23 protein-coding genes are annotated in these 22,847 nt (G+C 59.2%); 13 read left to right on the plus strand and 10 right to left on the minus strand.

Going from position 1 to position 22,847, the window contains the following annotated elements:
- Window positions 1-58: 58 nt before the first annotated feature.
- Genes DBO86_RS14950 through DBO86_RS14960 form a run of 3 tightly spaced genes read right to left on the minus strand, consistent with a single transcriptional unit; the run spans window position 59 to window position 2,311 of the window.
- Window positions 59-1,348: an ISL3-like element ISPst9 family transposase gene (locus DBO86_RS14950; protein WP_033939138.1), complete on the minus strand. Its 1,290-nt coding sequence runs from the start codon at window positions 1,346-1,348 to the stop codon at window positions 59-61.
- Between the two features lie 50 nt (window positions 1,349-1,398).
- Window positions 1,399-2,019 (minus strand): LysE family translocator, encoded by a 621-nt coding sequence (locus tag DBO86_RS14955; protein WP_014819627.1) that lies wholly within the window; start codon window positions 2,017-2,019, stop codon window positions 1,399-1,401.
- 43 nt (window positions 2,020-2,062) lie between these two features.
- A complete protein-coding gene (locus DBO86_RS14960; protein ID WP_099167931.1) occupies window positions 2,063-2,311 on the minus strand; it encodes a hypothetical protein in 249 nt (82 codons plus the stop codon).
- Between the two features lie 165 nt (window positions 2,312-2,476).
- On the opposite strand from DBO86_RS14960, the gene DBO86_RS27300 reads away from it, so the two are divergent.
- The 4 genes from DBO86_RS27300 to DBO86_RS14980 all read left to right on the plus strand — a co-directional run bounded on the left by DBO86_RS27300 (window position 2,477) and on the right by DBO86_RS14980 (window position 9,167).
- The gene (locus tag DBO86_RS27300; protein WP_425266798.1) at window positions 2,477-2,995 is read left to right on the plus strand and encodes a restriction endonuclease subunit S; all 519 of its coding nucleotides are present in this window, start codon (window positions 2,477-2,479) and stop codon (window positions 2,993-2,995) included.
- A complete protein-coding gene (locus DBO86_RS14965) occupies window positions 2,992-6,228 on the plus strand; it encodes a type I restriction endonuclease subunit R (protein WP_108234082.1) in 3,237 nt (1,078 codons plus the stop codon). Before DBO86_RS27300 ends, DBO86_RS14965 begins: the two co-directional genes overlap by 4 nt.
- 29 nt (window positions 6,229-6,257) lie before the next feature.
- Complete coding sequence (locus DBO86_RS14970; protein ID WP_108234083.1) at window positions 6,258-7,220, plus strand: SMEK domain-containing protein; 963 nt, start codon at window positions 6,258-6,260, stop codon at window positions 7,218-7,220.
- Between the two features lie 222 nt (window positions 7,221-7,442).
- Window positions 7,443-9,167 (plus strand): DUF2326 domain-containing protein, encoded by a 1,725-nt coding sequence (locus DBO86_RS14980; protein ID WP_108234085.1) that lies wholly within the window; start codon window positions 7,443-7,445, stop codon window positions 9,165-9,167.
- A gap of 348 nt (window positions 9,168-9,515) precedes the next feature.
- Here the strand turns inward: DBO86_RS14980 and DBO86_RS14985 are convergent, their stop codons facing one another.
- Both DBO86_RS14985 and DBO86_RS14990 read right to left on the minus strand, forming a co-directional pair.
- The gene (locus DBO86_RS14985; protein WP_108234086.1) at window positions 9,516-10,850 is read right to left on the minus strand and encodes a sensor histidine kinase; all 1,335 of its coding nucleotides are present in this window, start codon (window positions 10,848-10,850) and stop codon (window positions 9,516-9,518) included.
- On the minus strand, window positions 10,847-11,527 hold the full coding sequence (locus DBO86_RS14990; RefSeq protein ID WP_108234087.1) for a response regulator: 681 nt from the start codon (window positions 11,525-11,527) through the stop codon (window positions 10,847-10,849). The genes DBO86_RS14985 and DBO86_RS14990 overlap by 4 nt, the downstream gene beginning before the upstream one ends.
- 144 nt (window positions 11,528-11,671) lie before the next feature.
- Between DBO86_RS14990 and dsbD the strand changes: the two genes are divergently transcribed.
- The 5 genes from dsbD (at window position 11,672) to DBO86_RS15015 (ending at window position 16,603) form a co-directional block, all read left to right on the plus strand.
- Window positions 11,672-13,402, plus strand: a complete 1,731-nt coding sequence (gene dsbD, locus DBO86_RS14995) for a protein-disulfide reductase DsbD (protein WP_108234088.1) — start codon at window positions 11,672-11,674, stop codon at window positions 13,400-13,402.
- Window positions 13,402-14,211 carry a TlpA family protein disulfide reductase gene (locus DBO86_RS15000; protein WP_108234089.1) on the plus strand — a complete coding sequence of 270 codons (810 nt, stop codon included), beginning with the start codon at window positions 13,402-13,404 and terminating at the stop codon, window positions 14,209-14,211. Before dsbD ends, DBO86_RS15000 begins: the two co-directional genes overlap by 1 nt.
- Window positions 14,212-14,213: 2 nt before the next feature.
- On the plus strand, window positions 14,214-14,975 hold the full coding sequence (dsbG, locus tag DBO86_RS15005; protein ID WP_108234102.1) for a thiol:disulfide interchange protein DsbG: 762 nt from the start codon (window positions 14,214-14,216) through the stop codon (window positions 14,973-14,975).
- 66 nt (window positions 14,976-15,041) lie between these two features.
- Entirely contained in the window at window positions 15,042-15,686 is a 645-nt protein-coding gene (locus DBO86_RS15010) for a c-type cytochrome (RefSeq protein WP_108234090.1), read from the plus strand.
- A complete protein-coding gene (locus DBO86_RS15015; RefSeq protein ID WP_108234091.1) occupies window positions 15,683-16,603 on the plus strand; it encodes a c-type cytochrome in 921 nt (306 codons plus the stop codon). Before DBO86_RS15010 ends, DBO86_RS15015 begins: the two co-directional genes overlap by 4 nt.
- Window positions 16,604-16,636: 33 nt before the next feature.
- Here DBO86_RS15015 and DBO86_RS15020 read toward each other — a convergent pair whose 3' ends face one another.
- Window positions 16,637-17,371 carry a substrate-binding periplasmic protein gene (locus DBO86_RS15020; RefSeq protein WP_108234092.1) on the minus strand — a complete coding sequence of 245 codons (735 nt, stop codon included), beginning with the start codon at window positions 17,369-17,371 and terminating at the stop codon, window positions 16,637-16,639.
- 96 nt (window positions 17,372-17,467) lie between these two features.
- Window positions 17,468-18,559: an endonuclease/exonuclease/phosphatase family protein gene (locus DBO86_RS15025; RefSeq protein WP_108234093.1), complete on the minus strand. Its 1,092-nt coding sequence runs from the start codon at window positions 18,557-18,559 to the stop codon at window positions 17,468-17,470.
- A gap of 90 nt (window positions 18,560-18,649) precedes the next feature.
- Between DBO86_RS15025 and DBO86_RS15030 the strand changes: the two genes are divergently transcribed.
- Both DBO86_RS15030 and DBO86_RS15035 read left to right on the plus strand, forming a co-directional pair.
- Complete coding sequence (locus DBO86_RS15030) at window positions 18,650-18,889, plus strand: CDGSH iron-sulfur domain-containing protein (protein WP_004424658.1); 240 nt, start codon at window positions 18,650-18,652, stop codon at window positions 18,887-18,889.
- A 32-nt stretch (window positions 18,890-18,921) separates the two neighbouring features.
- Window positions 18,922-19,767 carry an SDR family oxidoreductase gene (locus DBO86_RS15035; protein ID WP_004424655.1) on the plus strand — a complete coding sequence of 282 codons (846 nt, stop codon included), beginning with the start codon at window positions 18,922-18,924 and terminating at the stop codon, window positions 19,765-19,767.
- Window positions 19,768-19,832: 65 nt separating this feature from the next.
- Here DBO86_RS15035 and DBO86_RS15045 read toward each other — a convergent pair whose 3' ends face one another.
- From DBO86_RS15045 to DBO86_RS15055, 3 genes are all read right to left on the minus strand, one after another.
- Window positions 19,833-20,213, minus strand: a complete 381-nt coding sequence (locus tag DBO86_RS15045; protein WP_244185562.1) for a VOC family protein — start codon at window positions 20,211-20,213, stop codon at window positions 19,833-19,835.
- 31 nt (window positions 20,214-20,244) lie between these two features.
- Window positions 20,245-20,913 carry a YciC family protein gene (locus tag DBO86_RS15050; RefSeq protein WP_004424651.1) on the minus strand — a complete coding sequence of 223 codons (669 nt, stop codon included), beginning with the start codon at window positions 20,911-20,913 and terminating at the stop codon, window positions 20,245-20,247.
- Between the two features lie 63 nt (window positions 20,914-20,976).
- A complete protein-coding gene (locus DBO86_RS15055; RefSeq protein ID WP_039965044.1) occupies window positions 20,977-21,462 on the minus strand; it encodes a YbaK/EbsC family protein in 486 nt (161 codons plus the stop codon).
- A 101-nt stretch (window positions 21,463-21,563) separates the two neighbouring features.
- On the opposite strand from DBO86_RS15055, the gene DBO86_RS15060 reads away from it, so the two are divergent.
- The gene (locus DBO86_RS15060) at window positions 21,564-22,043 is read left to right on the plus strand and encodes a LabA-like NYN domain-containing protein (protein WP_004424647.1); all 480 of its coding nucleotides are present in this window, start codon (window positions 21,564-21,566) and stop codon (window positions 22,041-22,043) included.
- A gap of 130 nt (window positions 22,044-22,173) precedes the next feature.
- Window positions 22,174-22,773: a 3'-5' exonuclease gene (locus DBO86_RS15065; RefSeq protein ID WP_004424645.1), complete on the plus strand. Its 600-nt coding sequence runs from the start codon at window positions 22,174-22,176 to the stop codon at window positions 22,771-22,773.
- Window positions 22,774-22,847 lie beyond the last annotated feature (74 nt).

Genomic DNA, 22,847 nt, shown 5'->3' on the forward strand with positions numbered 1-22,847 from the left:
GGGTATGCGGATTTAATGGTTGATGGGGCACCTTCCCCTCACCAACCTGATGCTACCCTCAGATGGTTGATAGATCGACCCCGTAGTTGAGCTCCTCTGCGAGGTCTGGCAGTCCGTAACCGATGGTTTTCTTGTAGAACGGAGAGACCTTCGCAGTCGGGGCCTTCTTCTTGTGCTTCGTGGTGTAGAGCATTCGCGCCCGCATCACCTCAAAGGAATAACCTCGTCCTTCACGGTTCTTGTCCTTGGCCAGTCGGTTGATGGACTCCGTGAAAGCGTTGGTGACAGGTATGTCCGTCTCGAAGTAGGTCATGATCTCTTCGCGCCAGTTGCCCACCGCCCTAAACAGATCGCTCCAGACTTCTTTCTGGCCCTTCGGGATGGTGGATATCCACTCGTCCAGGGCGGCTTCTGCCTGGGGTCGTGTGGTGGCGTCCCAGATGCTGTAGAAGCGCTCCTTGTGCTCGTAGGCAGCCAGCAGTTGCGGGAATGCGCCTGTCCAGGTTTCCATGATCAGCCGCTCCCGGTCTGAGACTTCGTGAGCGCGCTTCAGCAGGATTTTCCGGTCTCCCTTGAGGGTTCGGATCTGGGCTGGTTTCAGCTCTTTCCGGAGCCCCTTGCGCACCTTCTCCAGAGCATCGTTGGCCATGCGCACCACATGGAATTTATCGACCACGATGCGGGCCTGTGGCAGCACCGCCCTGACCGCCGTTCGATATGGATTCCACATGTCCATGCTGACGATATCGATCTTCTGCCGGTCTTTCAGCTTCATCAGGTAGTTAGTCACGACGTCCTGACGGCGAGTGGCCAGCAGATCGAGCAGGGTCTTCTCCTCAATGTTGGTCAGGATGCAGCGGTAGCGCTTGTTCAGGTACAGCTCGTCGATGCCCAGAATGCGAGGCGTTTCGAAGCGGTGCCAGCGGCCTAAGAACGCGGCGCGGGCGTTGAAGATGTCCCGTACCGTCTTCTCGTCCAATCCGGTTTGCTGCGCCACGAAAGTGTAGGGGTGGTTAAAGGACTCCTTCTCTACGTATTCATGTAGCCGCAGTGTCATGCGGAAGCCGTCCACCACCTCCGGTAGCTGGGGCCTGAAGGTAGCCTCGCAGGCCCGACAGATGTACCGGCGGCGGAGCACCCAGAGGGTGACCCGCTTGCCGTGGATGGGCAGATCATGATAGGGAACATCACGCTTGCCGAAACGCACGAACTCACCCTGCACCCCGCATTCCTCGCAAGCAATGGGATCGGGCGCGTCTACCTGGAAGTGCATTTCATCGTCGGTGGCTTTGCAGCCCAGCACCTGGTATGAGGGCAGGTGCAGGATGTTGTCGGGCATTTCGGTCATACGTTATTCTCTTAAGACGACTAGCAACTGGCTAAAGCGTTCTTAAGAACCTAGGCAACACGCGAAGGTTGGCGACTAAGAAGAAGCAGGATGCCGAAAGCAATCATTCCTCCACCTGAGGCGCGTTGAAACCAGTGCAGCTTGTTTGCTGCGAAAGCTGCTGCAAAACGCCCTGCTGACGCATATATCGCTATTGCAACGGCCTCTAGCGCGATAAAAACCGTCCCAAGAGTTGCATAGCTCAGCCAGTAATTCGTTATATCCACGAATTGCGGGAAGAATGCCGCGAAAATGAGGATTGCTTTGGGGTTACTGATGGCGATCAGCGCCTCACTACGGAATGCCTTACGAAGCGAAGGTTTCATTGCATCTGCGTTTAGGTTAGTCGAGCCAGATGTTGTTCTGAGGAGCTTGATGCCCATCCAGACCAGATAGGCGGCACCAACGATCTTGATCACGTTGAAGACCAACGCCGAAGCAGACAAAAGCATCCCTAAACCAAGCGCGCTAGCAGCAATCATGGGCACGAAGACGGCAAGCCGTGCTGTGCTTGCCATAAAGGAAAACCCTACGCCCTTTTGCGCACCGTGTGTCATCGCAACGAGGTTATTGGGGCCGAACGCCAGGTTCAGTGCGAAACATGCCGGGAGGAAAACAAGTAGATCGATCATTAGCTTTGTTGTGACCTCAAGGGAGTAGGTTGGATATGCATGGTCAGTGCACCTCGTTCAAGTAGGGCGTGACATTACGCAACATCCGCTCAATGTAGTCTTCCATCTTGCCGACCGGCGCGACATGGTGCAATGCACCCCGAGCCGCCTCAATACCTTCTAGCCGGGCGATGACCCAACTGGGGAGGTACTGAGCCCGTAGGCTACCACTCTTCGTGGCAATATTGCTTTTGGCGAAGAAAGGCTGGCTGAGCACAACGACACCCGCTTCTTGTACCGGGGCTATTGTCAAGACAGATATGCCTAGTTTTCAAGTGTTCCCTACATATGGCTATAGGGAAGGGGATCTGGAAAGACCGGCACGGTTAGCTATCAACCATTTAGTCCGTTGTGGATTTAGTTTTCCCTTCCGCTTTCTACTTCACATATCAACCATTAAATCCGCATACCCAAAATAATAGATGGAGTTCCAAGCGGGTGGGGAAGAGAAAGAATAAGCGATATTCTAACCCTTAACTACGGTAAAGCATTAAAGGCAGATGATCGTATTGATGGTGCAGTTTCCGTTTATGGCTCAAGCGGCGTCGTTGGGACACATAATAAGAGTCTTGTAGAGGGGCCTGGGATTATCGTCGGCAGGAAGGGCAACGTCGGTGCCGTATATTGGTCAGCTAGAGATTTTTGGCCAATTGATACTGTCTATTTTATATCCAGGGAGCAAAGCAATCTCTACATATATTACGCGCTTCAGTATGCTGGGTTTATCAACACAGATGTGGCCGTGCCTGGGCTAAATCGAGACATGGCATATAGTAGGAAACTACTTGCCCCAGCAACACCAATTTTGGAAAGCTTCCTAAAAGAAGTGCGGCCAATACGCTCTCAAATTGAAAAGCTTGAAGAATACAATACAAGACTTGAGCGGGCTCGTGACCTACTCTTGCCACGTCTGATGAATGGAGACATCGTCGTATGAGTGCAATGACCGAGGATCACCTGGCGCAGGAAACGACTGCCAATTACCTGCTGCACGACCTGCAGTGGGATGAGTCGATCTATGCCATGAAGGAGATTTTGGGCAAGGAAGGCACCCTCGGTCGCACCAGTGAATCCGAGGTGGTGTTAAACCGCTACCTCGGTCAGAAGCTCATCGACCTCAACCCTGGTCTCCCCATGGAGGCCTATGAAGACGCCTTGCGGATTGTGACTGAGTACAGCAGCAGCTCCGTGCTGCTGGCGACCAATCGCGAGAAGGACAATCTTCATAAGAACGGTGTTGAGGTGAGTTTCCGCAATGAGAAGGGCGAGCGCGTCAAAAAGCGCCTTCGCCTATTCGACTTCGATGACCCATCCAAGAACCACTTCCTTGTCGTGAGGGAACTGTGGGTCAAAGGCGACCTGTATCGCCGCCGCGCCGATATCGTCTGCTTCGTGAACGGTATCCCGCTCGTGTTCATGGAGCTTAAGAATGTCCACAAGGACATCAAGGCGGCCTACGAGAAGAACTTTGCGGACTACAAGGACACCATCCCGCATCTCTTCCACCACAATGCCTTCATCGTCCTGGGCAATGGCGTGGACGCCAAGATCGGCTCGGTCTCCAGCAAGTTTGAGCACTTCAACGACTGGAAGCGCCTGCACGAAGACAGTTCCGGCGTCGTGGACATGGAGACGCTGCTGAAAGGCACATGCTCCAAATCCAACCTGATGGACATCTTCGAGAACTACATCCTCTTCGATGAAAGCTCGGGGAAACTCGTTAAGATCGTCGCCCGTAACCACCAGTTCCTGGGCGTGAACCGCGCCATTGAGGCGGTGAAGGATCGCAAAGCCCGTGCAGGAAAGCTCGGGGTCTTCTGGCACACCCAAGGCTCCGGCAAGTCCTATTCAATCGTGTTTTTCGCCCGTAAGGTCCACCGCAAGCTGGGTGGCAACTACACCTTTGTTGTCCTGACCGACCGCGAGGACCTGGATACCCAGATCTACAAAACCTTCGGCGGGTGCGGGGTTGTGGATAACGACCGCGATCCATGCCGCGCCACCAGTGGTGAACACTTGCAGGAGCTGCTGGGGCAGCACAAAGCTTTCGTCTTCTCGCTGATCCAGAAATTCAACAAGAAGGTCGATCCCGCAAAGCCTTACTCGGAGCGGGATGACATCATCGTTATCACTGATGAGGCGCACCGTACCCAGTACGGCACGCTCTCCCTGAACATGCGCAACGCTATGCCCGGTGCCAGCTTCATCGGCTTCACCGGCACGCCTCTGTTCAAAGACGACGAGATCACCAAGAAGGTCTTCGGCGAATACATCTCCACCTATGACTTCCAGCGCGCTGTCGAAGACAACGCCACCGTACCGCTCTATTACGACGCGCGCGGTGAGCAGCTGCGCTTCGTTGATGAGGATGGCGACGAACATAGTGTGGCCGATCCGAAGGGCCTGAACGAGAAGATCGCCGCCAAGCTCGAAGAACTGGAAATTGATGATATCGACGTCCAGCAGCGCCTGGAGCGCGAGCTGAAGCGTGACTACCACATCATCACCAGCACCAGCCGCCTCGAACAGGTTGCACAGGATTTTGTCCGGCATTACGCCAATGGCTGGGAAACCGGCAAGGCCATGCTGGTTTGCATCGACAAGATCACCTGCGTGCGGATGCACAAGCTGATAGATGACTATTGGCAAGAGCACGTCGCCCGCCTGGAAAAAGACTTACCGAGCGCTCTGGACGAGCAGGATGACATCTGGCGTCGTCGCCAGATCGACTGGATGCGCGAAACGCAAATCGCCGTCGTGGTGAGCGAAGAACAGGGCGAGGTGGACAAGTTCCGTAAATGGGACCTGGATATCACCCCGCACCGTCGCCTGATGAAAGAGGGCTTCCTGCTTGGCGACGGAAAGCGCCTTGACCTTGAGAGCGCTTTCAAGAAGTCAGAGCATCCGTTCCGCGTGGCTATTGTTTGTGCCATGTGGCTGACAGGCTTTGACGTACCAACCCTCTCCACACTCTATCTCGACAAACCTCTGCAGGCCCACACGCTCATGCAGGCCATTGCGCGCGCAAACCGTGTTGCGGAGGGTAAGAACAACGGCCTGATCGTTGATTACTGCGGCATCCTTAAAAACCTGCGCCAGGCTCTCTCCACCTTTGCTGGTCGCGGGGATGAGGGGCACGGCGACGATGAAGGCGAGCTCGATCCGACCAAGCCCAATGAAGAATTACTGGCGGACCTCATCGAAGCCATCGGCTTCGTGCGCGACTTCCTGCAGTCCCAAGGCTTCTGCCTAGAGGACATCAACGAGAAGACCGGGTTTGCGCGAAACGCTGCCATCATCGAAGCCAAAGAAGCGGTCAACGAAAACGACCAAACCCGCAAGCGCTTCGAGATTATGGCGCGCGAGGTCTTCAAGAAATTCAAAGCCTGCATCAACGTGCCCGGCGTGAATGGGCAGCGCGACGCCAGGGATGCCATCAATATCATCTACAAGAGCCTGCAGGCCGACCGCGAGGCCGCAGACATCAGCGACATCATTCGCCAGCTCCATGGGATCGTTGATGAAACGATTCATACCCGTGCTTCTGCAGGCGAGGGTGCTGGGGTCTATGACATCAGCAAGATCGATTTCGAGCGGCTGCGTCTGGAATTTTCCAAGTCTCCGGCCAAGCACACCGCCGTACAGGGACTCAAAGAAGTCATCGAAAAACGTTTGAACATCCTGCTGATGAAGAACCCGCTGCGCACCGACTTCCAGGCCCACTACGACAAGCTGGTCGATGAATACAATCTCGAAAAAGATCGGCTCACCATCGAAAAGACTTTTGAGGCGCTGCTGAAGCTCGTCGATGATCTAAGTGCGGAAGAACGCCGCGCCATGGAAGAAGGGCTCGATGAGGAAACCCTGGCCTTGTTCGACCTTCTCTCAAAGCCCCAGCTCTCCAAGGGAGATACGACAAAGATCAAGAAGGTTGCTGCCGAACTGCTGGATACGCTGAAGGCAGAACGGCTCCGGATCGAGAACTGGCGTGAGAAAGAAAGTACGCGCGATGCCGTGAAGCAGAAGATCTATGATTTTCTGTATGACGACAGTACAGGGCTACCGGTCGACGAGTACAACGAAGATGAAATTAAAATTCTCGCTGAGAATATTTTCCGCCACGTGTACCGGGCCTACCCGACCGTGCCGTCACCAATATACGGACACTGATAGAGGCCGGTGCAGGGAAGCATAAATATATGAACCGAAGTGATTATCAGAGGAGAGTAATCACATCACTCTCTTGGCTGAAGACCCAGGTTGAGTACCACAACAGCCTGAGTCTGACGGATATCAATCACGGTGCAGAAGATTTTTACTGCGGCCTTTTGAATCTGGTTTACGGCTACAGCCTTAAGAACATAAATATCATCGATCAAAATGCTGCTGCCATTGATCTTGGTGACGAGCAAAATAAGATCGCTATCCAGGTCACATCCACCTCAGTTCTGTCCAAAACAAAGTACACTGTCGAAAAATTCATTGAAAAAGAGCTTTATAAGAAGTTCGACAGGCTACTCATCCTGAATATTGTAAAGAAAACCAATCATGAGGCTGAGACGATTGGCGGAACCGAGTATTCCCTTGATACCAAGGCCGATATTCTTGATGTGGAAGACCTTATCAAGAAAATTACCGCCGATCCGGATCTAAAAAAATTAAAAGCCATTGCGGATTTTCTGGATGCAGAGTTGTCACTGCCCGCTCAGAGAAGCCTACCCAACGAGGTTCTCACCATTCTTGGCATCATTGAGCATATCAGCGATGAAAACCATGAGGACGCTGGCGGCGGGTATCTGGAAGAACCTATTCCAGAGGAAAAGATATATAAGCGCTTTGCGGATCACGCCGACTTTCTCGTCGATGCGTACAATGATGGCTATATAGAGTACGGTGCTGTGCTGGAGGCCGTTAAGAAAGAGTCTGATTTTGGGCAGGTCAAGCTGCGACGTGCGGCCAGCTATCTGAGAAAATATAGCGATGCCGTACTGACAAAATGCGGGGGCGATCCGAAAGTGGCGCTCCAACAGATAATTTCCGATTTCAGCGCACTTCTCGGCAATAACGGGTACACCTTTGATGAGGGGGCGGCAGAGTTTTACGTCATTGAGCAGCTGGTGAAGTGCAATATCTTCCCTTATAAGGAGGTCTCAGTTGCCTAGTTTATTCTCCAAAGACGACGACCTACGCAAATCGGCGCCCGTACTCGGCTTTGAGATTCTTAAGCTACTTCAGGAGTCCCAGGAATCTCAGGTAAGCATATTTGACATTGCGAAGACGATGGCCAAGTCAGGCGGGATTAATGCTAGGAGCATCTATTACGCCATGCTGTTTTTATACTCCCTGGATATTATTGAATTCCAGGAGCCATATCTGGTGGCAAAGTGCTAAGAATTAGAAAATTATACAGTGAGCCGCAGGTTTTCGATCCTATCTCATTTAAAGACGGGATCAATCTCATACTTGGTGAGACGACAGAAAACAATGTCAAGACCAATGGCGTCGGTAAGTCCATGGCTGTCGAGTTCATCAACTACGGTCTTCTAAAGCGTCATGAAGAGAGCCGGGTCTCCCTGATCCCGAACGAAGCCTTTCCTTACAGTACGCTAATTTGCCTGGATTTCGAGATCAACGGCAAACCCATCACGATCAAAAGAAGCATCGATAATCATAAGTGTCCGATCCTGATGGTGGGCGGGAAGACCATTCCTTTCACCGACATCGAAGATGCCACAAGCTATCTGACGACGTTGCTTTTCGGTTCAGCCAACGATGAAAGCATCCCATCATTCCGCACCATGATGGGGCCCTTGATACGGGATGAACGGTCGGAATTTAAATCCATTATCAAATGCTTTGACACCAATCGAAACATTCCGCCTGACTATACACCGCATCTCTACTTGCTGAATATCGACCCCAAGCCATACAAACAGGCAAAGGCTCTTTGGGGGGAGATAGACAAGATCGGAAAAGCCATTTCAAAGGCCAAAGAAAATATTGCCGCTATCACCGGAAAAAATGTTTCTGAGGCCAAGGCTGATTTAAACGAACTGATCAGCCAGGTTACAAGGATTCACCAGGAAATCGAGCGCCTGGAAAATATTGAAGGTTACGACATCGTAAAGGATGAGATAATCGAGATTGAAAGACAGCTCGAAGAGTTTCGATCCCGGCAGGCAGTCATCAAGACTGAGCTTTCAAAGATCAAGCTATTCCGGGGCGACAATTATATCGACGAAGGTGAGGTAGCCGAGCTTTATAATCAGTTCAAGGCAGGCCTTGGTGACCTCATCAAAAAGCAAATCGAAGAAGTAACCGCCTTCAAGAAAAGAATTGATAACTTCCAGAAAACCCTAGTCGACGGGCGTCGGAAAGAGCTCGAAGATAGCCTTAAAGACATAGATTCCAACATCATCCGTCTTGATCGTATTTACCGGGAAAAGCTTTCTCTCATTGATCAGAAAGGTGCTCTAAAAAACCTTCGTCAGACCATTGCGACCTATCAGAAAAAGGTAGAGGATCACGCATCTCTTTCTGCTTTTATTAAAAAGCATGCAGACTACGAGCGCGAGAAGAAAGAAAAGACAAACGAGCGAGATGGCCTGATTTTTCTGCTCGACAGCTTTGTAACTAATTCTTCTAACGTGATCGACTCCCTGGAGCAAACCATTCTCGACATACACGAGGTTGTTGCTGGAAATCGGCAAAGCTCTTTTGAAGTGGAAATAACCAAGAAGAAAGAGGTTGTAAAATTTGAACTCCGTATTTATGATGATGGCAGTCATAGCAATGAGCGTGAGAAGGTATTTATTTACGATCTCGGCCTGCTAACTAATGCTGAAATAGGTAGGCGGCACCCGGGGTTGTTGATACACGATAATATTTTTGATGTCGACTATGACACGCTGCTCAGAAGTCTTAACTATCTCGGTGATAGCGAGAGGGTACTGGCACAAAAGCAATATATTCTGACGCTGAACAGCGATAAGATATATGAGGCAGATATTCACTCGCGCTTAAGGCTTGACCTTGAGGGGCTCAAGCGAGCCGCATTTACGAAGACTACAAGGTTTCTGAAGGTCAACTACCAAGAACTATCCCTGTAGGATTAGAAGATTCTGTTTGTAAGAAAAGTAATTTGGGACTCAAGCGTCATGACATATCCTTCGCGTGAGGCCTTCGGAAAAACTCAGTCTGTTAGCCCTTTGAGCAGGTAGGAAGGTTCGATCCGAATGAATATGTCAATCTCACCAGCGACCAGCCCGTTTTTTGTCAATCCATCGCTGTAGTATTGACTGTCAATCTTCGGGCTGCAGATATCGGCCATAGTCTAGAAATTCTGGGGCTCAGAGAGGTGTCAATGGTGTGCTCGTCATTTGATGCAAGGCATTACTGGCCGGACGATCCCTTGATTGCCGAACCCACTGCGCGGGCCAAACCGCGCAAGTGAGGGCTCAGGGTGTTTCGCGGCGTAGCGCTGCGCCCAGTTGCACTTCCAGGCCATCGCCATGGGCGATGAACTGCAGGGTGCAGCCGCAACGTTCAGCGATGGCCTTGACGATGGAAAGGCCAAGGCCGCTGCCGTCGCTGTCGGCGCTGCGCCAGAAGCGCTCGGTGAAACGCTGCAGGCGTTCAGGGGTAATGCCCGGTCCCTGGTCGCGTACCTTGAACAGCACGCCATGCGGGCCATCAAGGGCTATGTGCAGAGACACCGAGGTTCCCGCTTTGGTATGGCGGCGGGCGTTTTCCAGCAGATTGCGCAATGCCGCGATGGCCAGGGCCGGTGGCATCGCCAGGCAGCGTTCGGGCAGATCGTCGGCGCAGCTCAGCTCGATGGGCGCACCGGTTTTCTGCGTGGCATCGGCGATGGCCTGACGGGCGATCTCCAACGGTCGGCAGGGCAGGCCTTCATCGAACGGCAGGTTGCCCTCGACCCGTGCCAGCATCAGCAACTGTTCGAGGATGCGTTGCAGGCGGTCGGCGCCCTGTTCGGCCATGGCGATGGCCGTGCGTGCGTTGTCGCCCTCGGTCATTGCCGCCACTTGCAGATGGGTTTTTACCGCTGTCAGCGGGCTGCGCAGTTCGTGTGCGGCGTCGTCGGTCAGCCTGCGCTCGCGCTCCAGGGTGTCGCCGATGCGTTGGAACAGTTGGTTCTGCGCCTCTACCAGGGGCGCCAGTTCTGCCGATAGACCGGTCAAGGGCAGCGGCTCGCTGGTATTGGCGCTGCGCCTGGCGAGTGCGGCGCGGATTCGTTCCAGTGGCGCCAGGCCGCGACCGAGCCCGATCCACAGCAAGGCCAGGCTACCGAGCAGGGCGACCACGACGGGCAGCGCCGCAGCCAGCAGAATCGAGCGTTTCAGCGTGGCGCGCTCATCCAGGCGATCGGCCGTGGTGATGCGCAGATCACCCTGGATCAGGGTGAAGCTGCGCCACGGGCGGTCACCGATGATCTGGTCGCGAAAACCTTTCTGACCCGCGTCGAGCAGGTCGTCCGGTGTCGAATGGCTGCGCGCCAGTACCTCGCCGCGCAGCGAGCTGATCTGGCAGGCCAGACCGTTGGGAATACCCAACTGTTCTGCGCTCAGATGTGGCACGCGATCATTGGCCGTGCGTGCCTGCGGTAGTTGCACCAGCAAGCCCGCGACCATGCGCGCGGATGCCGCCAGGCGTTCGTCGAGCGACTGCATCAGCTGGTTGCGCAAGTCATAGAGCATCCAGGTCGCGGCCAGCGACCAGAGCAGGACGAAGGCGGCGCCAAGGCCGAGGGTCAGGCGCAGACGCAAGGTCATGGCCGCTGCTCCTCATGTCCGGCAGGGCCGAGGCGATAGCCTAGGCCGCGCACCGTTTCGACGATGCCGTTGCCGAGTTTTCGCCGCAGGTGATGGATATGCACGTTGAGGGCGTTGCTCTCGACCTCGTCATCGAGGCCGTAGACCGAGTCCTTGAGGTGTTCGCTGCTGAGGATGCGTCCCGGATTCTGCAGCAACGCCTGCAGCAGCGCCTGTTCGCGGCGCGAAAGATCGATGGGCTGGCCGCAAAGACTCACCGCACAGGTGGTCGGGTCGTACTGCAATGGCCCGTGATCGATCAGGTGCGTGGTCCGGCCTGCGGCGCGGCGCAGCAGGGCGTGCAGGCGGGCAGCCAGCTCGCGCAGATCGAAGGGTTTGGTCAGGTAGTCGTCGGCGCCGGCCTGCAGGCCAGCAACCCGCTCGGCGATGGCGTCGCGTGCGGTCAGGACCAGGACCGGCAGCACCATGCCGTCGCGGCGTAGGCGTTGCAACAAGGCCAGGCCGTCTTCGTCGGGCAGGCCGAGGTCGAGAATCAGCAGGTCGAAATGGCTGTGCTGCAACAGGCTTTGCGTCGCCGCCGCACTGGCCGCATGGGCGACGGTGAACCCCTGGGCTTGCAGGCCGGCGATCACGCCGCTGGCGATCAGCGAGTTGTCTTCGGTAAGCAGAACATGCATGGGCGGTAGTGGAGGCAGAGGGCGAGTCGACAGTATCGCTCATCGCGATTAAGGCAGGATTATTGGCTCTGATTGGCGGGCTGTTAATCGGCTGTTAATTGCACTTTGGCATCCTCGACACCTCCTCAGTTGCGCGGTGTCGTCATGCGTTCGCTCGTTGTTCTCCTCAGTCTGTTCTGTAGCGCCGCGTTTGCCTCGCTGCCCATTGACGGCCTGCGCTCGGGCGATGACTTTCTGGCTGCCGAGCAGGCATTCGTGCTCGACGTGCAGCAGCAGAGCGAAGGTGAAACGACGCTGAGCTGGGACATAGCGCCGGGTTACTACCTGTATCAGCAACGCCTCAAGTTCACTGGCCTGACCGATGAACAGGCGCCAGAGCTACCGCCGGGCCTGGCTCATGAGGACGAGTATTTCGGTGCCTCGCAGATCTATCGTGAGCGCCTGCAGCTGACCCTGCCAGCCGAGGCGCGCGGGCGTATCGAGGTGCAATGGCAGGGCTGTGCCGATGCCGGCCTGTGTTACCCACCGCAGACCCGGATGCTCGATCTTGGTGGTACTGGCGCCGCCGAAGCCGGTCGGGCCGATGACCTGGCCTTGCTCGATGGTCTGCAGCAGCAGGCGCTGTGGCTGAGCATGGCAGTGTTCTTCGGCCTGGGCCTGCTGCTGGCGTTCACGCCTTGTTCACTGCCGATGCTGCCGATTCTCGCGGGTATCGTGGTGGGTAGCCGCGCTTCGCCATCGCGCGGCTTTGCCCTGGCGGGTACTTATGCGCTGAGCATGGCGCTGGTCTATGCGCTGCTCGGCGTACTGGCGGCAGCGCTCGGCGCCAATCTGCAGAGTCTGTTGCAGCAACCCTGGTTGATTGGCTCGTTCGCGACGCTGTTCGTGCTGTTGGCGCTGCCGATGTTTGGCTTCTTCGAGTTGCAACTGCCGGCTGCGCTGCGTGATCGCCTGGAGCGGGTCGGGCGCGGGCAGCAGGGCGGTAGCCTGGTGGGGGCCGGTTTGCTCGGCGTGCTCTCTGGTCTGCTGGTCGGCCCCTGCATGACCGCACCGTTGGCGGCTGCCTTGCTGTTCATCGGGCAGAGTGGCGACCTGTTGCAGGGCGGCCTGGTGCTGTTCGCGCTGGGGCTGGGCATCGGTACGCCGCTGGTGCTGCTGGTAACGCTGGGCAATCGCCTGCTGCCCAAGCCGGGACTGTGGATGGAGCGGGTCAAGGCGGTGTTCGGTTTTCTCTTTCTGGCCACGGCGCTGTACCTGCTGCGGCCACTGCTGGCCGAGTCGATCTGGCTGGCGCTGAGCGGCGCCTGGCTGATACTGGCGGCCAGCAGTCTCGTGCACCTGGCTGCTCAGCTTCAGGCGCAGCGTGCGCTGGCCCATGCCGGCGCGGCATTGCTTGGGCTATGGGGCGTGGCGATGCTGCTGGGCGCGGCTGCCGGCGGCAGCGATCCTTTACGACCGTTGGGGGTGTTCACTGCTGTCGCTGCGCCCCAGGCCGAGGTACGCACGGCCAGCTTCGTCGATGTGCGCGAGCCCGGACACCTGCAGCGCGAACTGGATGAAGCCAAGGCGCAGGGACAATGGGTGCTGGTGGACTACTACGCGGACTGGTGCGTGTCGTGCAAGGTCATGGAGCGCGAGGTATTCGGCAACACCGAGGTGCAGGCGCGCCTGGCCGATGCGCGCAAGCTGCGTCTGGACGTCACCGCGCCGGGGGCGGCGAGCCGTGAACTGCTCGGCCGTTACCAGGTACTGGGGCCGCCGACCCTGCTGCTGATCGGCCCGGACGGCGAGGAGCGGCGCCAGCAGCGCATCACCGGCGAGGCGGATGCGCAGCAGTTTCTGCGGGTCTGGGATAGCACCATGGAGCGTGGCTGATGTTGACGATAGGCGTAGGGCCGCTGGCGCTGGGCGTTGGCCATGTATTGCTGTTGGTGAGCCTGCTGCTGGCGACCCTGGTCGGCTGGTGGCTGGGGCGCAAGCGCCAGGTCAATCCGGAAAAACTGATCTTTCGCCTGTTGCTGGCCGCCTTGCTGGGTGCGCGCCTGGCTTTCGTTGCGCTGTATTTCGAGCATTACCAGGATGCACCCTGGCGCGTGATCGACATCCGCGATGGCGGCTTCATCGCCTGGGGCGGCTTGCTGGCGGCAGGGCTGCTGGGCACCTGGTATCTGTGGCGTCACGCGCAGTTGCGTGTGGCGCTGGGCGGTGGCATGGCCACGGGGCTGCTGATCTGGGGCATGGGCAGCCTGGTGCTGCACACGCTGGAGCAGGGCACGCGACTGCCGGAACTGGCCCTGCGCGATGTTCAGGGGCAGTCGGTGGCGCTGCGCGAACAGCTTGGCCAGCCCATGGTGATCAATCTCTGGGCGACCTGGTGCCCACCTTGCCGGCGGGAGATGCCGGTACTAGCCGAGGCGCAGCGTGAGCATCCGGGTGTGACCTTCGTCTTCGCCAACCAGGGCGAGGGTGCCGGCGAGGTCAGTGCCTTTCTCGCTAGCCAGGCGCTGCAACTGGACAACGTGCTGCTCGACAGCGGCGGCCGACTCGGGCAACTGGTCGGCTCACGTGCGCTGCCCACCACCTTGTTCTACGACGCCGAGGGTCGCCAGGTTGGCAGCCACCTCGGTGAACTGTCCCGCGCCAGCCTGGCCCGGGCCCTGGAAACCCTGAAAGCGGACGAATGATCATGAACTCAATCAAGTCTCTAGCCTTGCTCGGCTTGCTGCTGACGCCACTGACCCAGGCCGATGAGCTGCCTGCGGCTATCAAGGCTGTCGAAGGCCGTGGGGCCAAGGTAGTGGGTAGCTTCGACGCGCCTGGTGGGCTCAAGGGCTATGCCGCGCGCTACAACGGCCAGGGTCTGGCGCTGTACCTGACGGCCGATGGTGAGCATGTGCTGATCGGCACCTTGCTCGATGCCAAGGGGGGGGACCTGACCAAGGAACCACTGGAGCGTCTGGTCTATCAGCCGCTGGGTCAGGAGATGTGGCAGCAGTTGCAAGGCAGCACCTGGATCGCTGACGGCGACGACAAGGCACCACGCGTCGTTTACATGTTCTCCGACCCCAACTGCCCTTACTGCAACATGTTCTGGCGTCAGGCGCGGCCCTGGGTCGAGGCCGGGCGTGTGCAGGTACGCCACGTCATGGTCGGCATGCTGCGCCCGGACAGCCCCGGCAAGGCGGCGGCGCTGCTCGCTGCCAGCGATCAGCGCAAGGCGCTCGGCGAGCATGAATCGGCCGGGCGCGAAAGCACGCTCAAACCGCTGGGCAAGATCCCCGAAAAGATCACGGAGCAACTGAACGCCAACATGGAGCTGATGGGCGAAATGGGCGCCTCCGCGACGCCGGCCATCTACTACCTCGATGATGCGGGCCGTCTGCAGCAGCAGAACGGTGCGCCACGTCCGGACATGCTGGAAACCATCATGGGCTCTGCCAAGCCCTGAGTGTCGGCGCACAGCCTTGGTTGTGCGCTTGGAAAAGCCTGATAACAACTATTGAAGAGGATGCCAATGAGAGCCTCTCGTTTATCTCTGCTAGGGCTGTGTGTGGCGTTGACGTCCAGCGTGTTCGCTTTCGAGCCGCTACCGCTTGCGCAGCAAGGTGGCGTCAGCCAGGTGATGCTGACTTGCACGGCGTGTCACGGCGATGCCCTGATGGGCGTGGCGGCTGCCGGTTTTCCACGTCTGGCCGGGCAATCTGCCGACTACCTGGCCAAGCAGCTTTATGACTTCAAGGCAGGCAAACGCTCCAATCCCTTCATGCAGCAATTCGCGGCCGGACTGAGTGATCAGGACATCCAGTCCGTGACGCGGTTCTTCGCTGCTTTGCCGACTGCCCAGTACGCCACACCGAATCGTGCAGCCGCGGCCGATGGGCTGGGTGCCAGCCTGGCGCTGCGGGGCTCCTGGGAACGCAATATTCCCGAGTGCGTGTCCTGTCATGGCCCGGGAGGTGTCGGCGTTGGCAAGACCTTCCCGCCCCTGGCCGGGCAGCCTGCTGCGTACCTGGCCAATCAGTTGCACGACTGGCAGAAGGGCGTGCGCCGCAATGATCCAAACGACCTGATGGGGCATATCGCCAAGGCCCTGAACGAAGAAGAAATCCAAGCCGTGTCCGACTACTTTGCCGGCCTGCCTGCCGGAGGTGCCCGATGAAACACCTGATCCCGTTCGCGCTTGGCCTGGCCAGCGTCGCCACCGCCCATGCAGCGAGCATCGCCATGGAAGACCAGAGTCAGCTACCCGCAGCGCCGGCCAAGGCCGAACATAGCGAGTGGTTTCAGCCTCCGCATGAGAAAGACCTGCCCAACGATGGATTCGGCCAGCTGGTACGTGAGGGTCGAGCGATTTTCGTCGATACCCGCAACCAGGCCGGTGAGTATGTCGGCAACGGCATGAACTGCACCAACTGCCATCTGGATCAGGGGCGCAAGGCCAACTCGGCGCCGTTGTGGGGTGCCTACACCATGTATCCGGCTTATCGAAAGAAGAACGACAAGGTCAACAGCTTCGCCGAGCGTATCCAGGGCTGCTTCCAGTTCAGCATGAACGGCACCGCGCCAGCGGTGGACAGCCACATCATCAACGCCATCACGGCCTATTCGTACTGGCTGGCGACCGGCGCCCCGGTGGGCAAGGCGCTACCGGGGCGGCTGTATCCGGTGGTGCAGGAACCGGCGGGTGGCTATGACCTGGCCCGTGGCGAGCAGGTCTATCAGCAGCAATGCGCGGTTTGTCATGGCGATAACGGTGAGGGGCAGAAAGCCGGCAAGGACTATGTCCTGCCGCCGCTATGGGGCAAGGACTCCTACAACTGGGGGGCGGGCATGCACCGTATCAACACCGCCGCCGGCTTCATCCGCCACAACATGCCGCTGGGCAAGGGCGGTACGCTCAGCGATGCCGATGCCTGGCACGTGGCGGCCTACATGAACAGCCACGAGCGCCCGCAAGACCCTCGGTTGATCGACGGCTCCATCGAGAAAACCCGCGACAAGTACCACGCCGATGATGGTGTGAACCTGTACGGCAAGGTCGTCAACGGCGTGATGCTCGGGCAAGGGGTGGACTGAACCCGTGCCCTGGAGAGCTGCCGATATCTCGGATCAGTACAGCCACAGATCCTCGCCGGCATCCTGCAACTGCTGATACACCCGATCCAGGTCCTCGCGCAGGCGCTCGGCATCAGGCGCACGTCGCGAATAGATCAGCCGCAGCGGCAGACGCTGTACCTCGACGAAGGGCAGTTCACCCATGCCCAGTGTGCGTTTGGCCTGTTCGACGGGGGCCTGATAGTCCAGCAGGTAATCACCGCGTCGGCGCAGGAGCATTTCCAGGGCCGAGGTGTGGTTGGCGGTACGGTGATGAGTGATATTGCGCGCCGGATCTGTCAGCCATTGATTGACGTCCTGCCAGTAGCTGTAGCCGGTGATCAGGATCACCCCACGATCCTGCAGATCATCCGGAATGCGCGGTGCAGGTGTGCCGTGGCGAAAATACAGGTTGAGGGTGATCTCCCCCAGCAGGTGCTTGCCTTCGAGGGTGTGCTCGACCAGCTCCGGCTTGCCTGAGGCGCCGGCCCAGATATGTATGCTGCCGTCGAGCAGACCGCTGTAGAGGCGGGCGCCGGGGTAGGAGCGAAAGTCTGCCTGGTATCCCGCCTCGTCGAGCAGGCGTGCGGCCAGCTCCAGGCCTGAGCCGCTGGGCTGGCCTTGCGCGTCGGTATAGGAATAGGGCGGAAACTCGTAGTAACCCACGTGAACGCGTTGCCTGGCCTCGGCAGCATGAGCGGCGTGTAGCCATAGCAGGGCGATGAATATCAGGCAGAAGCGTCTTGGCATCCGGTTATCGCGGCTCTTCGCCGTCTTTTCGTTGTTATCGAGTGGTGCCTAACGAGCATGGACAAGTCGCGGTGGATTTGTCCAGTTCTGCACGGTTTATTCCTGAGTTGGCAGGAAAAAGCGACCGATCACCGGCAAATGATCGGAGATTGCCAAGGTATCGCGCTGGCGAACCTGGCTGGCGAGCGGGGTCAGGCGTGGGCTGTAGAACAGGTAGTCGAGGGTGCGATCCGGGCCGCTGGCGGCTGGATCGTTGGGGTAATGGGTGTACCACTGCGCCTGCTGTGCGCCGCTGGCCTGTTGCAGGCTGGGGATCATCGGGTAGCGCCGGGCCAGGTCCTGCAATTCGCTGTCGGCGGCGTACCAGCTACGTTGATCCTCCGGCAGATGCTGGAACTGACCGGGTGGCAGCAGGTTGAGGTCGCCGCCCAGTACCCAGGTTTTGTCGCTGGTTTGCAGCTGCTGGAGCAGGCCGTCGGTCATCTCCACCTGGCGCTGCATGGTGTCCTCGCCCTGGGCGAAGGCATCGAAATGGGTGTTGATCGCCACCAGTTTGTCGCCACCACGAATCGGCAGGTAGCTGACCAGCAAGGCGCGCTTGAGCTGGAACTGACGGCTCAGCAGGTCGCTCTCGAGCATGGGCAATTGCAGGCGTTCGGCGCGGGCGATCTGGAAGCGACTGAGGGTGCCGAGTTTCATGCCGACGCTGCCGAGGATGCGCGGGTGCGGAACGAAACCGGCCTTCCAGTAGAAGGCCTCGGTGCTGCAGGGGTAAAGGTCGCTGAGGCGCGCTTGCAGCAGGGCCAGCTGATCCTGGTAGTCGCTGGCCTTGGCCTTGTCGTGCAGCTCCTGCAGCAGTACGACATCCGGTTGTTCGTCGCGCAGCACGCGCACCACTTCATCCAGGGTGACGGCCAGGTCGGCGCTGCTCGGGCGCTCGTCCGGTCCATCGCCGCCGGGCAGGTCGTACCAGAACACGTAGCGCTTGCCGGCCAGGTACTGCACGTTCCAGGTCATCACCTTGAGTGCCTGGCCGGGCTGCAGCTGCGCCACCTGCCCGCTGCATGACACGGCAGCTTCTTCATGGGGCCGCGGGCGCCAGGTCAGGCTGTACACCAGCGCAATCAGCACAGCGAGCAATGGCAACACAATGACCAGGAGCAGGCGAAGCGGGCGAGGCAGGGACATGGCGAAACGGGCGACTATGCTGGAAGGAGGCGAGGATACCTGACTGCGGCCTGTCGGCCCAGGCATGCGCGATCCTGCCGGGAGGTTGCGATGAACCAGCCGCTGATCGCTCAGCGTGGCCCCTACGCGGTGGATGTGGAGGCCGGGCGGGATTATTTCTGGTGCCGTTGTGGGCGCAGCGCCAGCCAGCCATTCTGCGATGGCAGCCACAAGGGCAGCGGACTGACGCCACTGAAGTACCATGCCGAGCGCGCCGAACAGGTATTTTTCTGTGGCTGCAAGCACACAGCCACGCCGCCCTGTTGCGATGGCAGCCATAACAGGTTGTAGTGTCGCCGAGTCCAGGGCAGCGGGAGCAGCGCATGTATCGCAAGGTATTCGCCAACAAGGTGTTCGACCGCAAGGTCGTACTCATCACGGGTGGTTGTGCCGGCATCGGTCGCGCCTTGGCGATGCGCCTGGCCCAGGCTGGTGCGCGCCTGGTGATTCTCGATCTGCAGCAGGCAGCGCTGGACAGCCTGGTGCAGCACCTGGCCGATCATCACAACGCCGAGGCGCTGGGGCTGCTCTGCGACGTGGCTGACGCCGAGGCGGTGCAGCGCGCGGTGGCGCTGGCGGTGGAGCGTTTCGGCGGTATCGATGTGTTGGTCAACAATGCCGGCATCACTCATCGCAGCACCTTCGCCGAGACCAGTCTGGAAGTGTTCCAACGGGTCATGGCGGTCAACTATTTCGGCGCGCTCTACTGCACCCAGGCAGCGCTGCCCAGCCTGATTGCCCGCGGCGGGCAGATCATCGTGCTCAGCTCACTATCGGGCATCGCGCCGTTGCTCTATCGCAGCGCTTACAACGCCAGCAAGCACGCGCTGCATGGCTTGTTCGAGACGCTGCGCTTTGAGCTCAAGGGCTCGGGTGTGAACGTGATGCTGGTGTGCCCAGGTTTTACCGCGACCGACCTGCGCAAGAACGCTCTGGTCGGTGACGGCTCGGTGGCAGCCCAACCGCCCTTGGCGATGGGCAAGGTGGCCTCGCCGCAGGATGTCGCCGAGGCCATCTATCATGGGGCACTCAAGCGTCGGCGGCTGCTGGTGTTGTCCAACGTCGATTGGCGCGCCCGGGTGCTGGCGCGCTTCTTCCCGAGGTTGTTCGAGCGGGTGTTGCTACCGCGGCTTTCCGGGTTGCGGCCACAGCGTTCGGGGCGCAATTGATGCGTCTTTGGCTACTCGCACTGTTGATTCTGACGCCTCTGTGCCGGGCTGGCGAAGGCGAATCCCTACGGGTGATGACCGACCTCTGGCCGCCCTTTCGCATGGAGGATGAGAACGGTCAGTTGCAGGGGCTGGATATCGATCTGCTGGCCTTCGTCCTGGCCGCCGGCTGCCAAAGCTGCCTCGTGAAAGGCATGCGCCGAGGCCTTGTCCGGGGCGACGAAGCCGAAGTGACTGCCGTTGCCGAGGGTCGCCGGCTGACCATTGATTGGCGTCTGCATCCAGAACTCCGGGTAATCGCGGCCGAAGGCCACCGCCCCAGGATGGCGCATGATTTCCCGACAACCGAGGGTGGCCAGCACCTTGGCGTAGAGGGTGCTGGTAGCCTCGAAGTCATTGGTGCCGATGGATACGTGGGACAGGATGCTGGGGTTCGTTTCGCTCATGGCGCGCTCCGGGCCGGGGAAAACAGCAAGCCTAGTCACTGTTCTCACCATTTGCCGCCTGCTGCGGTTCGAGCAGCATGAACAGGCGGAACAGCACCACGATGGCGAACAACTGCAGGAAGCCGTTGCCGGTCTGATGCAGCACCCATAGCAGGGTGTCGCTCTGGCTCGGCTGCGTCCACCAGTCGAGCAGCCACAACGGCACCAGCACGTTGGCCAGGCAGGTGAACACCGGCCAGAAGCGCCCCTCGGTCAACGTGAAGCTGGCCTGCAACGCGCGTAGCGGCGGCTCCTGGCGCAGTACCAGAATCAGTTCGGAAAAGGCCAGGCGCATCATGATCCAGATGCCCGGCACGATGAACAGCGACAGGCCGAGCATGATTGCCAGAGTGCTCAATCCGGTCATCAGGGCGAAGGTCGGCCACAGTTGCAGCCCGGCCGCGAACAGCTGCGCGTTGCCGGGCGTCTGGCCGATGCTGCGCGCATGCAGGAAGAGAATCAGCGGTGCGGCATACAGCGGGTAGAAGAGTATGCCGAGCAGCACGCCATAGGCCGGGTTGGCGCCTTCGCCGAGCTGGGCGGCGAGGATCGTCTGGGCGATGGCTTCGAGCAGCAACAGCGGCAGGGTCAGGCGGGCAATGGCCAGCAGGTTGTGGCTGGAGAAAAACCAGGCGTCGCGCAGCACGGACAGAGGCTTCATTGGCAGGTTACCAAGTGTGAGGGCGTGGGCGCTGTGGCCGTTCGCCGGGGCAGTCGAATGGGTTCAAGAGTACTCCAGCTGCGCGTTGGGCTGCGCCTTGAGCAGACGCGGCAGTTCGCTGCCGGGCACTTCCAGGGTCAGTTCGGGTGGGCCGGGTGAATACAGCAGGAAGTCGCAGGCCAGCACCGCGCGGTCGATCAGCAGGGTGATGCCGGCGTCATGGCCGAACGGACAGGCACACATCGGCACGCAGCCGGTTTGCTCGATCAGTTCCTCGTCGCTGGCGATGCGCGGGCGACTGCCGAGCAGCGTCTTGAGCCTGGCCCAGTCGGCGCGGGCGCCTTCGAGGCTGATCAGCATGGCGTAGCGCTGAGCACCGGTGCGCAGGAACAAGCTCTTGCTCTCCACGCCGCGCAGGCCGAAACGTTGGCGCACGGCATGGGCGGTGGGGTAATCCAGCACCGGCTCATGCTCGACCAGGCGGTGGCTGATTCCCTGGCTCTGGAGCAGGTCGAGGTTACGCTGGCACAGCTGTTGTAGAAACGTCATGGCGCCAAGGATAGGGGCTGCGCCGCGCTCGGGCCAGCCCCGGCCGCATCCGCGGCCCAGCTCTGGCATACTGGTGCCTTCGTCGCCCCCGAGGACTCCCGGTGAAGAAGATCGCCGTATTCGCCGATGTGCAGAACCTCTACTACACGGTGCGCCAGGTCTATGGCTGCCACTTCGACTACAGCGTGCTGTGGGCCGAGGTCAGCCGCCGTGGCGTAATCGTCGAGGCGTACGCCTATGCCATTGACCGTGGTGACGCCAAACAGCAGCAGTTCCAGCAGACCCTGCGCAAGCTGGGCTTCACCGTGAAGCTCAAACCCTACATCCAGCGCAGCGACGGCTCGGCCAAGGGCGACTGGGATGTCGGCATCACCATTGACGTGCTCGATGCCGTCGAGCGCGTCGACGAGATCGTCCTGGCCTCCGGTGACGGCGACTTCGACCTGCTGCTCGAGCGCGTGCGCAGTCGTGGCGTCGAGGCCATCGCCTATGGCGCGCCCGGGCTGACGGCGCAGTCGCTGATTCGCGCGGCCAGTTTGTACGTGCCCATCGAGGGTGAATTGTTGCTGCGCAATCACTGAGACGCTGTCAGCAGGTTCACCGCTGTGCTCGCCATGCTCATGTATTTCAATACACTCCGCTTGCTGCGCGCAGGCGAAACGCGACCTGCCATCGCTCGCGACGACTTCTTCACATGTTCTGAGGTTTTACGTGGAATCCATTGCCGTCATCGACTTCGAAACCACTGGCGTGTCGCCGGCTCAGGCGCGCGCCACCGAAATCGGCGTGGCGATCATCGAGGACGGGCGCATCGTCGACCGCTACCAGAGCCTGATGAATAGCGGCGCCTGGGTGCCGCCATTCATCGAGCAGCTCACCGGTATCAGCAACGCCATGCTGCGCAAGGCGCCGCCGTCGGAGCAGGTGATGAACGAGGTGGCCGACTTCATCGGCGAAAGGCCGTTGCTGGCGCATAACGCTTCCTTCGACCAGAAATTCTGGGACGCCGAGCTGGCGCGGGTACGCCGGCGTCGTGCGCAGCCCTTCGCCTGTTCGCTGCTGCTGTCGCGCCGTCTGCTGCCCGAGGCGCCAAGCCACAAGCTGGGCAACCTCAATGCCTGGGCCGGCCTGCCGGATACCGGCCGCGCCCACCGTGCGCTGGCCGATGCCGAGATGGCAGCGAACCTGACACTGCACCTGTTCGGCCTGTTGCGCGAGCGCCATGGCCGGCACCAGGCCGATCATGCCTTTCTCTGCCAGTTGCAGAATCTGTCGGCGGCCAAGGTGCGGGCGTTGTTGGCCACATCGTAGCCCGGCTTACATCGTACGCCGCTTCTTGTGTAGGAGCCCGCTTGCGGGCGATCCGTTGCCAATCGCCCGCAAGC

Source organism: Ectopseudomonas oleovorans (assembly GCF_003052605.1).
GTDB lineage: Bacteria > Pseudomonadota > Gammaproteobacteria > Pseudomonadales > Pseudomonadaceae > Aquipseudomonas > Aquipseudomonas oleovorans_A.